The 11,583-nt window shown below is 65.9% G+C and carries 7 protein-coding genes; 5 read left to right on the forward strand and 2 right to left on the reverse strand.

The genetic code is table 11. From position 1 onward, the window contains the following. Positions 1-5 precede the first annotated feature (5 nt). The 5 genes from CN97_RS15680 to CN97_RS15700 all read left to right on the forward strand — a co-directional run bounded on the left by CN97_RS15680 (position 6) and on the right by CN97_RS15700 (position 9,994). Positions 6-1,427: a phospholipase D-like domain-containing protein gene (locus CN97_RS15680; protein ID WP_035713332.1), complete on the forward strand. Its 1,422-nt coding sequence runs from the start codon at positions 6-8 to the stop codon at positions 1,425-1,427. Positions 1,428-1,599: 172 nt separating this feature from the next. Continuing rightward, positions 1,600-2,496 carry an RNA polymerase sigma factor RpoH gene (rpoH, locus tag CN97_RS15685; protein WP_035713334.1) on the forward strand — a complete coding sequence of 299 codons (897 nt, stop codon included), beginning with the start codon at positions 1,600-1,602 and terminating at the stop codon, positions 2,494-2,496. Between the two features lie 876 nt (positions 2,497-3,372). Beyond that, positions 3,373-6,693: a transglutaminase family protein gene (locus tag CN97_RS15690; RefSeq protein WP_035713443.1), complete on the forward strand. Its 3,321-nt coding sequence runs from the start codon at positions 3,373-3,375 to the stop codon at positions 6,691-6,693. A 1-nt stretch (position 6,694) separates the two neighbouring features. Further along, on the forward strand, positions 6,695-9,103 hold the full coding sequence (locus tag CN97_RS15695; RefSeq protein ID WP_035713336.1) for a circularly permuted type 2 ATP-grasp protein: 2,409 nt from the start codon (positions 6,695-6,697) through the stop codon (positions 9,101-9,103). 12 nt (positions 9,104-9,115) lie between these two features. Then, the gene (locus CN97_RS15700) at positions 9,116-9,994 is read left to right on the forward strand and encodes a transglutaminase family protein (protein ID WP_035713338.1); all 879 of its coding nucleotides are present in this window, start codon (positions 9,116-9,118) and stop codon (positions 9,992-9,994) included. Positions 9,995-10,186: 192 nt separating this feature from the next. Here CN97_RS15700 and CN97_RS15705 read toward each other — a convergent pair whose 3' ends face one another. Both CN97_RS15705 and CN97_RS15710 read right to left on the reverse strand, forming a co-directional pair. Further along, positions 10,187-10,765 carry a hypothetical protein gene (locus tag CN97_RS15705; RefSeq protein WP_035713341.1) on the reverse strand — a complete coding sequence of 193 codons (579 nt, stop codon included), beginning with the start codon at positions 10,763-10,765 and terminating at the stop codon, positions 10,187-10,189. Positions 10,766-10,825: 60 nt separating this feature from the next. Further along, entirely contained in the window at positions 10,826-11,530 is a 705-nt protein-coding gene (locus CN97_RS15710) for an alpha/beta fold hydrolase (protein WP_035713344.1), read from the reverse strand. Between the last annotated feature and the right edge of the window lie 53 nt (positions 11,531-11,583).

Consider the following 11,583-nt stretch of genomic DNA (forward strand, 5'->3'; position numbering starts at 1 on the left):
GTGCCATGCAGAGCTATCTCACCCTCATCTTGCTTGTTCTCGCTCAAGGGGCGGTCATTGCCCGCGTCCTGATCCGCAAGGACAGGCAACCGGCTGCCCGGCTCGCCTGGATCATGGTCGTCGGTACCGTGCCTCTGCTGGGTATGGTGCTCTACTTCTTTTTCGGAGAGGTGACGATCCGGCGGGAAACGCTGACCCGTATGGAGCGCGCCATCCGCATTCTGCCCAAGGTGCCGCCTCCGGATCCTCCGGCCAAGGTGCCCGAACGGCTTGTCTCCAGCTTTCAGCGGGTGAGCGGGGTAAACGGCTTTCCCGCAGTCGGGGGCAACCATGTCGAGATGGCGCATGACAGTGACGATGCAATCACGCGTCTCGTCTCCGATATCGATGGGGCGACGGACCATGTGCACCTGATGTTCTACATCTGGCTGACCGACAACAGCGGGCTGCGGGTTGCGGAGGCCGTGGAGCGCGCGGCGCGCCGCGGCGTGACCTGCCGCGTCATGGTGGACGCTTTCGGCTCCCGCGCCATGCTGTCCTCCGATGTCTGGAGCGGAATGGGGGAGGCCGGGGCGAGCATGGGTGTCGCATTTCCCACATCACACCCGCTCCTGCGCATGTTCATTTCCCGCATCGATGTGCGCGATCACCGCAAGGTGGCCGTGATCGACGGTGACCTGTGCTGGTTCGGCAGCCAGAACTGTGCCGATGCGGCCTTCCGGGTGAAGCCGCGCTACGCGCCCTGGGTGGACGTGTTCTTCCGTGGCGCGGGTCCGGTGGCACGGCAGATGCAGATGATCTTTGCGGCGGACTGGCTGGCGCACAAGGGAGAGGACCTGACGCCGCTGCTGTCCGCGCCATTGCCGTCGCCGCAAGGGGACGAAGTGGCTATTGCCTATGGCACCGGGCCACGCATCAACCCGCACGCGGTTTCCGACAGCTTTCAGCTTGCCATCGGCGCCGCGCAGCGCAACCTGACGGTCACCACCCCGTACTATGTCCCCAACGAGCCGCTGCAGGACGAACTTTGCTCAGCGGCCATGCGGGGGGTGCGGGTCCGCATTCTGTTCCCCGCGAACAACGACAGCCGCTTCGTCGCCTGGGCCAGCCAGAGCTACTATGAGGCGTTGCTGGAAGCGGAAGTAGAGATTTACGAATACCGCGGCGGGCTCCTGCACGCCAAGACCATGTCCATCGACGATGACGCCGTACTGGTAGGGTCGGCGAACATGGATCGCCGCAGCCTCGACCTCAACTATGAGAACAATGTCCTGCTCTTCTCGCCGGACCTGAACCGGGCCTTGCGGGCGCGACAGGAGGAATGGCTTGCGGACTGCAACCGCATCACGCTGGAGGAAGTTCGGGCGTGGTCGCTGCCGCGCCGCCTGCTCAACAGCGCCATGGCGACTCTCGGGCCGGTGCTGTGACGCTGCGCACATCGGCGTGAGACTCAAGAAACATCGCTGCTTTTGGAACGAAACGCCACCCTTCATGAGTTAATAGGGTCAGTGAAGCCGGGTCTTGAACGTTATGGGCCGGGCAACCATATCTTGCTGCCCCCTGAGGAACTCGCCCGACAGGGGCAAGAAGGGAGATGCGATGGCAACCTATACCAATCTTCCGGCCCCCAGCCCGGAACAGGGTCTGAACCGCTACCTTCAGGAGATCCGCAAGTTTCCCATGCTGGATCCCAACGAAGAATATATGCTCGCCAAGCGGTGGGTGGATCATCAGGACGCTGGTGCCGCTCATAAGCTGGTTACATCCCACCTGCGCCTCGCGGCGAAGATCGCCATGGGGTATCGTGGCTACGGCCTGCCGCAGGCGGAAGTGATCTCGGAAGCGAATGTCGGGCTCATGCAGGCCGTCAAACGCTTCGAGCCGGAGAAGGGATTCCGCCTTGCCACCTATGCGATGTGGTGGATCCGGGCGAGCATTCAGGAATACATCCTGCGGTCCTGGAGCCTTGTGAAGCTTGGGACGACTTCCGCACAGAAGAAGCTGTTCTTCAATCTGCGCAAGGCCAAGGCCCGCATCGGCGCGCTGGAGGAGGGTGACCTGCGGCCGGAGAACGTCAAGCAGATCGCCCACGACCTCAACGTCACGGAGGACGAGGTCATCGCGATGAACCGTCGTCTTTCCGGCAGCGACGCCTCGCTCAACGCCATGATCGGCGCCGAGGGCGACAGCGCGACCCAGTGGCAGGACTGGCTGGAGGATGAGGATGCCGATCAGGCTTCCGACTTTGCCGAACGTGACGAACTGGAAGCGCGGCGCGAGCTGCTGGAGGAGGCAATGGGCGTACTGAACGACCGGGAGAAAGACATTCTCGTTCAGCGCCGTCTGTCCGAGGCACCTGTGACGCTGGAGGATCTCTCCGGCCAGTACGACGTGAGCCGGGAGCGTATCCGGCAGATCGAGGTTCGCGCTTTCGAGAAACTCCAGAAGCGGATGACCGAACTGGCTCGTGAACGGGGAATGCTGGCGACTGCCTGAGGGCTTGTCCGGGAGCGGGGACGATGTACCTTCCCCCGCTCCCCGCAGCGCATTGCTTGAGTCGGTTTTCACTTCGAGAATTTCTTGCTCGATCCAAGGTTATTTTCGCAGTGCTGTTGTTCTGCAAAAATTCATCGCATGCGGAACATAATCCTGCGCGCCTCATGGGTTTGTCACCAGCGCGCGTCCTTCGTGTTCAGGCGTTTTCGTCACCGCCAAGCAGCTCTCCATCATTGGTAGAGGTGTGAGGAGCTGTCACGCTCCGGCTTGTGCTGCGTTTTTCTCAGAGGAGTGCCGCGTGGTTCTCAGAGAGCCTGTCTCAGGCAACCTCTTCCTCTCCATGGATGCAGGAGAAGGCGGGCGGGTACGGCAGTTCTACCGGTCCCCAGAAGCGTCCGGATGATCTTGAACGGCTCGACGCAGCCTTGGAGCAGAGCAGCAGCTCCCGCCGCTTGTTTCAGCAGATCCTGGCCCTTAGGCTTTCGGCGAGGCGTTGCGCCAATCGCGTCCTTGTGCCCTCCCCCCGCCCGCGAGCCTGCGCCGGGGTGGATCGCGTTTCGTATAAGACATTCTTCCGCTCCATGCTTCGCGGCGGAAGTACTGATGGGTCGCGCTGCTCCCACACCCGCTCTCCTGAAAAACCCGCCAGGTCGTCATGTGCGGCGACGCGCGTCATCGCGTGGCCAACGGCGGCTTCATCCCCTGCCTGGACGGGGCGGCCGCGATCTCTTCGCCCAAGGGAGTGGCGGTTGCCGCTGCCGCTGCCCGTTCCGCGGGCAGCAGGGCGGGGGCAGCTGCAACAGGCTGGAACGCCCCGGAAAAGTGTGAAACGGTTTCCTCGACATGACGGCGAAGCCGCGAGACGGGGGCAAGACCATGGCAATCAAGGCGGCGATCTATCACCTCACCCACTACCGCTACGACAGGCCGGTTATTCTCGGGCCGCAGGTGATCCGCCTGCGCCCCGCCCCGCACAGCCGTACGCGGGTGATATCCCACGCTCTGAGAGTGTCGCCCGACCGGCATTTCGTGAACTACCAGCAGGATCCCTACGGCAACTGGCTGGCGCGGTATGTCTTTCCCGAGCCGGTGACCGAGTTGAAGATCGAAGTCGATCTGGTCGCGGACATGACCGTCTATAACCCGTTCGACTTCTTTGTGGAGGAAAGCGCGGAGTTCTGGCCCTACGACTACCCTGAGGATGTTCAGGCCGATCTGTCGATCTATCGCGCGCCGGAACCGGTCGGGCCGTTGCTTGCCGACTTTCTTTCGAGCGTGCCACGGGAACGGCAACGGACCGTGGATTTCATCGTGGGTCTGAACGCCCGCGTCGCACGCGAGATAGGCTATGTCATCCGCATGGAGCCGGGCGTGCAGACACCGGAAGAGACCTTTGCAAGTGGTCTCGGATCGTGCCGTGACTCGTCGTGGCTGCTGGTGCAGGCACTGCGGAACCTGGGCTTCGCGGCGCGGTTCGTCTCCGGCTATCTGATCCAGCTGAAGCCGGACCTGAAGGCGCTGGACGGTCCGTCCGGTACGGAGGTCGATTTCACCGATCTGCATGCGTGGTGCGAGGTCTATCTGCCGGGTGCAGGCTGGGTCGGGCTGGACCCGACCTCCGGCCTGTTGACGGGAGAGAGCCATATCCCGCTCGCCGCCACACCGCATTTCCGCAATGCCGCGCCGATCTCCGGCCTCGCCTCCTACGCGGAGGTGGATTTCAACTTCGACATGCGCGTGACCCGGGTGGCGGAGCATCCCCGTATCACCAAACCCTTCTCGGAAGAGGCGTGGAGCGCGCTGAACGACCTGGGCCGCAAGGTGGATGCCTCGCTTGCCGCAGGGGATGTGCGGTTGACGATGGGAGGTGAGCCGACCTTCGTCTCCATCGACGATTTCGAGAGCGCGGAATGGAATACCGCCGCCGTCGGGCCGACGAAGCGGGTGCTGGCCGACAGGCTGATCCGCCGCCTGCGCGACCGCTTCGCGCCGAACGGATTTCTGCACTACGGTCAGGGCAAGTGGTATCCCGGCGAGACGCTGCCGCGGTGGACCTTCTCGCTCTACTGGCGGAAGGATGGCAGGCCGCTTTGGGGCGATGCCACGCTGATCGCGGCCGAGGGGGAACAGACCGGGGCCACGCCGGAGCAGGCGCAAGAGTTTCTGAAGGTGATGGCGACCGAGCTTGGCGTGCCGCCGGACAATGTGATGCCCGCCTACGAAGACCCCGCCGAATGGATGGTGCGAGAGGCCCGCCTGCCGGAGAACGTCACCCCGCAGAACTCCAAGATCAAGGACCCGGAGGAGCGACACCGCATCGCCAGGGTCTTTGACCGGGGGCTGACGACACCCTCTGGCTATGTGCTGCCGGTGCAGAGCTGGCAGGCACGGGCCGGGCGGCGCTGGTTCTCGGAGAAGTGGCGGACACGCCGGGGTAGCCTGTTCCTCGTTCCGGGGGACAGCGCTGTGGGATACCGCCTGCCACTCGGCTCGCTGCCCTATGTCTCGCCTTCTCAATTCCCCTATGTGAACCCCGCCGATCCGACGATCCCGCGCGATCCGCTCCCCGTGGCCGATGCGGTAGACCGTGCGCGGCGCCAGCAGCCGGTGATGCGCTTCACGGGCACGCCACGGGAAAACATCGTTGCGCCCGCCCCCGCGGGGGAGGTGGGAGGTGTCGTGCGAACGGCGCTGTCGGTGGAGCCGCGGGACGGGCGGCTTTGCGTGTTCATGCCGCCGACGGAGCGGGTGGAGGATTACCTCGACCTGCTGGCGGCGGCAGAGGCGACCGCGGCCCGCATGGGCCTGCCTATCCACATTGAGGGCTACACGCCCCCGCAGGACAGCCGCCTGAACGTGATCCGCGTCGCGCCGGATCCCGGCGTGATCGAGGTGAACATCCATCCTGCCGCAAGCTGGGAGGACTGCGTCGCCATTACCGAAGGCGTGTATGAAGAGGCGCGGCAGACGCGTCTGGGCGCCGACAAGTTCATGATCGACGGCAAGCATACCGGCACCGGCGGGGGCAATCATGTGGTGGTGGGCGGCGCGACGACGCTTGACAGCCCGTTCCTGCGCCGCCCCGATGTGCTCCGCTCAATCATCCTGCATTGGCAGCGGCACCCCTCCATCTCCTATCTGTTCTCGGGGTTGTTCATCGGGCCGACCTCTCAGGCCCCGCGGATCGACGAGGCGCGGCACGACGCGCTCTATGAGCTGGAGATCGCGCTGGCCCAGATGCCGCCTCCGGGGCAGGGGGAGGCGCCGATGCCCTGGCTGGTGGACAGGCTGCTGCGCAACCTTCTGGTCGATGTCACGGGGAATACCCACCGGGCGGAGATCTGCATCGACAAGCTCTATTCCCCCGACGGGCCGACGGGCCGCCTCGGACTGGTGGAGTTTCGTGGGTTCGAGATGCCGCCCGATCCGCGCATGTCGCTGGCCCAGCAGCTGCTCATCCGCGGGCTCATCGCCCGGTTGTGGCACGCGCCGGTGACGGGCGAACTGGTGCGCTGGGGGACCACGCTCCACGACCGCTTCATGCTGCCGCATTTCGTCTGGGAGGATTTTCTCGACGTGCTCCGCGACCTCGACCGCCATGGTTTCCCGATGCGGTCGGAATGGTTCGAGGCACAGCAGGAGTTCCGTTTCCCCTTCGCGGGGGAGGTGGAATACGAGGGCGTCCACCTCGAGCTGCGACAGGCACTGGAGCCTTGGCACGTTCTGGGTGAAACCGGCGCCATAGGCGGCACGGTCCGCTATACCGACAGTTCCGTGGAGCGGATGCAGGTGAAGCTGACGACCGCCGATCCGGGGCGTTACGTGGTGGCCTGCAACAAGCGCCGGGTGCCCCTGACGCCTGTGGGGACCAGCGGCGTCGCCGTCGGCGGTGTCCGGTTCAAGGCGTGGCAACCCGCGGCGGCGCTGCATCCGGTGCTTCCGGTCAATGCGCCGCTGACGCTCGACATCTTTGACACATGGACGGGGCGGGCGCTGGGGGGATGTACTTATCACGTGGCTCATCCGGGCGGACGGAACTATGACACCTTCCCGGTCAACGGCAACGAGGCCGAGGCCCGTCGTCTCGCACGGTTCGAGCCAAGGGGCCATACCCCCGGCCTTTACATGCCGCCTGCCGAAGCGCCCAACCGGGAATATCCGATGACGCTCGACCTGCGGAGAGCGCCGGGGCTTTGAGATGGGAAGTCTCAGCGCCCCAGCCACGAACGATGCACTAGGCAGGCTTCTCGCCGACTATCATCCGAAGAGCGGCGTTCCCGACGAGTTGCTCGATAGAAGCGGACGGGTGCGCCCGGTCTGGCGCGCCTTCATGGAGCGTCTCTCCCTCATGACGGAGGAGGAGATCCGGTCCCGCGCGGCCCGGGCGGATCAGTATCTCCGCGATGCGGGCGTGTTCCATCGTCAGTACGGCACGGCCGATGCAGCCGACCGCGACTGGCCGCTCAGCCCTGTGCCGCTGCTCCTGCCCGAGAGCGAATGGCGCACCCTCTCGGCAGGCCTGATCCAGCGGGCGAACCTGCTGGAGGCGCTGGTGGCCGATCTCTACGGTCCCAACCGCCTCGTGCGAGAGGGTTATCTGCCGGCGGAACTGGTGGCGGCCAACCCGGAGTGGCTCCGCCCGTTGGTCGGTGTCACGCCGAAATCGGGAGATTTCCTGCATTTCCTTGCCTTCGACCTCGGACGCGGCCCGGACGGCGATTGGTGGGTGCTGAGCGACCGGGCGCAGGCGCCCTCCGGCGCGGGCTTCGCGCTGGAGAACCGGATCGCTACGGGACGCGCGTTCCCGGATGCGATCGCGGAGCAGAATGTCCACCGCCTCGCCGGCTTCTTTCGGGCCTTCCGCGACCGTCTGATGGACCTGAGGGGCGGGGAGGACGAACGCATCGGCATCCTGACCCCCGGCCCGATGAGCGAGACCTATTTCGAACATGCCTTTATCGCCCGCTACCTCGGTTTCAGCCTGCTGGAGGGGGACGACCTGACGGTGCGGAACGGCGCGCTCCTGATCCGCACCGTCGCGGGGCTGCGGCCGATCAGCGTTCTGTGGCGGCGCATGGACGCCGCCTGGACGGACCCGATGGAGCTGAACGAGGCGTCGCGTCTGGGCACACCGGGCCTGCTCGGGGCGATTCGTGCGGGCAACCTCGCGATGGTGAACGCCCTCGGCTCCGGTGTTGTGGAGATGCGGGCGCTGCTCGCCTTTCTTCCGCGCATCTCGGAGGCGATGACCGGTGCGCCGCTCCTGCTGCCGAACATCGCCACCTGGTGGTGCGGGCAAGCGGCGGAGCGGGATCACGTCCGGCGGCACGCAGGCGAGATGACGATCTCTCCCGCGCTTTCCAACAGGCTGTTCTTCGATCTCGAGCCAGAGGCCGCCGTCGCCGGCCGGTTCCGGGGTGAGCCGCCCGCCCCCTCCCTCGACGAGTGGATCATGGCAGGAGGCGGCGATCTGGTGGGGCAGGAAGCCGTACACCTTTCCACCATGCCCGCGCTGGTGGAGGGGCGGCTGGTGCCGCGTCCTTACAGCCTCCGCGTCTATCTGGCGCGGACGGCGGAGGGCTGGACGGTCATGCCGGGCGGCTTTACCCGGATCGGCACGTCGGAGGATCCGACGGCCGTCGCGCTCCGTCAGGGTGCTTCCGTGGCGGATGTCTGGGTCGTGGCCGATGCGCCGGTCGAGACCGACACCATGATCCAGCGGCCGAGCGTGGCTGAGTTCCGGCGACAGGCGCCGCTTTTGCCCGCGCGTGCCGCAGACAACCTCTACTGGCTGGGCCGATATGTCGAGCGCGCGGAAACGACGGTCCGGCTGCTGCGCGCCTGGCACGCCCGCGTGGCCGAGACAGGAGAGCAGGACGCGCCGCTCCAGTTGCTGATCGGCGACTGCCTTGAGGATCGCGGTGCAGAGCCGGGGGGCGGTGTCCCCGCTGGACTGCGCGACATGCTCCGCGGCGCGCTGACAGCGGCGAGCCATGTCCGCGATCGGTTTTCCGTTGATGGCTGGATGGCGCTTACCGATCTCGACAGCACCGCGGGGCGGCTGGCAGGTGTGCTGAAACCCGGCGATGACGGTGCGCGGGGAATGAGTGTCCTGCTTCGCAAGATCACCGGCTTCTCCGGCCTGGTGCATGAGAACATGTATCATACAATGGGCTGGCGCTTTCTCTCCACCGGGCGGGCGCTTGAGCGGGCACTGGGAACCGCGCGGCTGCTCGCCGTTCTGGCCGATGAGGCGGCGCCCGATGGCGCGCTCGATGTCGCGGTGGAGGTCGGGGACAGCGTGATGACCCACCGTAGCCGCTTCGCCGCAGAGGCCAACCGCGCAACCGTCATCGACCTGTTGGCGCTGGACCGTCTGAACCCACGCGCGGTGCTTTATCAGCTCGATCTGATCCAGGAGCGTATGGGTATGCTGTGGCGGGGGCAGGGCAATGCGCCGATGGGAGAGGTGGAGCGCGCGGTTCTGCGCCTGCGCACCCGCGTCGCCACCGCGACACCGGAAGAACTGACCAGCCCCGCGCTCGATGCCGTGGCGGAGGGTCTGGGCGAGATCTCCGTTCTCATCGGGCGGAAGTGGCTGATCTGAGCAGGAGGGCCCATGCGTTATGAGCTGAAGATGAGCCTCGATTATATCTATGAGGGCGGGGCGGAGGCCGGGCGGCACCTGCTGCGGATCGTTCCGCTTCAGCTCGCCGGGGAGCAGCGCGTGGAGGAAAGCCGTGTGACGGTCGATCCTTCACCGGCGGAATGGCACGAGCGGACGGATTTCTTCGGCAACAGGGTGATCGAACTCGCCTTCGACGGGCTGGTGGAGGAGACATGCTTCCGCCTTGAGGCGCGGGTGGAGCGGCTGCCGCAGGGCGCGCTGTTCGATGTTTCGCCGCGACTTGCCGACATCGCGCGAGAGGTGATGGAGCATCGCGATCTGGGGCCGGAGTCGCCGCATCATTTTCTTGGCCCTTCGGCCCGTGTGCCGCGCGCCGCCGCGCTTATCGGCTATGGACACGGGTTGGCGCTGCCCGATCCGACGGTCTGGGAAACGGTCGTGGCGCTCGGGCAAGCGGTTCATCGTGACATGATCTATGATCCCGACGCGACGGAAGTGGACACCCCTGTGCTGGAGGCATTCGCCGCCCGCCGTGGCGTGTGTCAGGACTTTGCCCATGCGATGATAGGCGCGCTCCGCGGGCTCGGGATTCCGGCGGGTTACGTCTCGGGTTTCCTGCGCACCGAACCGCCCCCCGGCGCTCCCCGGCTTGAGGGGGCAGATGCCATGCATGCCTGGGTGCGGGCATGGTGCGGGCATGAGATGGGCTGGCGCGAATACGATCCGACCAATGCAATGGCGGTGGGGGAGGATCATATCGTCATCGCGCAGGGGCGCGACTATGCCGATGTCTCACCCGTTCGCGGCGCGCTCCGCACAGCGGGCAGCCAGAGTTCGGAGCAGGCGGTGGATGTCATCCCTCTTGGCTGAGCCGCGCCACTGCCGGGAGACGTGTTGACACATGAGGATATCGGCAACGGAGAACTTGGTGGGAGCTGCTCCCACCTGCCAAGCCAGCCAGCGGCGTCAGCTCTTCGCGCTTCGCGGCCTCTGGCTGAGCCGCTCCCCTCCGAAACGGCGACTCCCGGAGGTACCGGTGGCGCCATTCGCGCTCGTGAACCCCTAGAAACGCCGCCAGAGCGACAGTTCCACATAGTTGCCCTTCTTGCCATGCCCGGCGGAGATGCGGCTTTCGGACGCGAGCGGCAGAGGTATGCCTGTCGCATGCAGACCGAAGCGGCTGCCCTGCCATGTGTCCGATACTTCCGGCCCGAACCACGGCCCGTCGTCGCCCAGTCTGAAGCCGGTTGCGGCGCGAAGGTTGCGATCGGTTTCCTTAACCCATTGCCCCCGGAAGCTGGTCATCCAGTCCTGGTTGTCCCACCAGAAATCCAGCGCGCCGAGCGGGTTCGCGTCATCCTTCTGCTCCACGCCGGCCAGTGCCGTGAGATAGGCGCCATGCCCGACAAAACGCCAGCCCCCCGCAAGGGCCAAGCGGGTGCCGCCGTCGTCCGGGCGGCCGATCTCGACCGTCCCGACCGGGCCGGAACTGTCCAGACCGCTGAAGGTGCCCATCAGCCCGACACCGCCATAGGTGCTTCCCGCCGATCGCTCTGCGGAAAGGTAGGCAAGCGAACGGGGTTCCGCCACGACGCTTGCCGCAGGCAGGAGGGCGAGGATGAGCACGGATATAAATCGCATGTCATCGGATAAACCCCATGCGGCAAGGGATTGCAACCAGTGGATTATATCGACTTTTCTCTACCTGTCGCAGCAGAGCATTTCGGCAAGCTCGTCGGGGGCCGACAGAAACGGCGAGTGGGATGTCGCCAGCCGCCGGACTGCGGCTGCCGGCCAGTCGCGCACCATTGTGGCCTGAAACGCAGGGGGTATCGCGCGATCTTCGGTGCAGAGGATGTAGCGGCGCGGCAGCGCAACCGCGGCATCCGTGTCCGGCACGGGCGTCTCCTGCGGTGCGACAGGCTCCGGGCAGAGCAGCGCGGCCGCGCGGGCGGCACTCTCCGGCGGGCAGTCATGATAGAAAAGCAACTCAGCCAGGTCTGCGCGAAAGGTAAAGGCGGCGCCACCGTCCGTCATGACATAGCTGCCCCGGAGCGGCTGGTCGGGCCAGGCTTTGCGCATCTCCCGCAGTGATCTGCCCGGCTCGGGCACATAGGCCGCAAGATAGACAAGCTGTTCGATCCTGCCCGGCACAAGCGCCGCCGCCGCGGTGATCGGAAAGCCGGCGAAGGAGTGCCCGACCAGGACCGAGGGCTGATCTATCGCTCTGGCCACGCGCTCGGCAAAGCCCGCGAGCGTCGCCTCCCGCGCGGGTGTGTTGTCCTCTCCCCGGCAGGGGAGGTCTATGGCCACCGTCTCATGGCCGCGTCGACGGAGCGCCGCTTCCACAGCCGACCAGCACCATGCGCCGTGGCAGGCGCCGTGGACCAGCACGAACCGCGTCATCCCTCCCGCTGGCCTTGCCGACCGCTCTGGCCGTGCGCATCCTCGTGGTCGTG

The sequence above is a fragment of the Haematobacter massiliensis genome, from assembly GCF_000740795.1.
Taxonomy (GTDB): domain Bacteria; phylum Pseudomonadota; class Alphaproteobacteria; order Rhodobacterales; family Rhodobacteraceae; genus Haematobacter; species Haematobacter massiliensis.

Excerpts from the sequence above, each read along its gene's own strand:
- CN97_RS15680 (WP_035713332.1), top strand. The coding sequence starts at position 6 with ATGCAGAGCTATCTCACCCTCATCTTGCTTGTTCTCGCTCAAGGGGCG.
- rpoH (WP_035713334.1), top strand. The coding sequence starts at position 1,600 with ATGGCAACCTATACCAATCTTCCGGCCCCCAGCCCGGAACAGGGTCTG.
- CN97_RS15690 (WP_035713443.1), top strand. The coding sequence starts at position 3,373 with ATGGCAATCAAGGCGGCGATCTATCACCTCACCCACTACCGCTACGAC.
- CN97_RS15695 (WP_035713336.1), top strand. The coding sequence starts at position 6,695 with ATGGGAAGTCTCAGCGCCCCAGCCACGAACGATGCACTAGGCAGGCTT.
- CN97_RS15700 (WP_035713338.1), top strand. The coding sequence starts at position 9,116 with ATGCGTTATGAGCTGAAGATGAGCCTCGATTATATCTATGAGGGCGGG.
- CN97_RS15705 (WP_035713341.1), bottom strand. The coding sequence starts at position 10,765 with ATGCGATTTATATCCGTGCTCATCCTCGCCCTCCTGCCTGCGGCAAGC.
- CN97_RS15710 (WP_035713344.1), bottom strand. The coding sequence starts at position 11,530 with ATGACGCGGTTCGTGCTGGTCCACGGCGCCTGCCACGGCGCATGGTGC.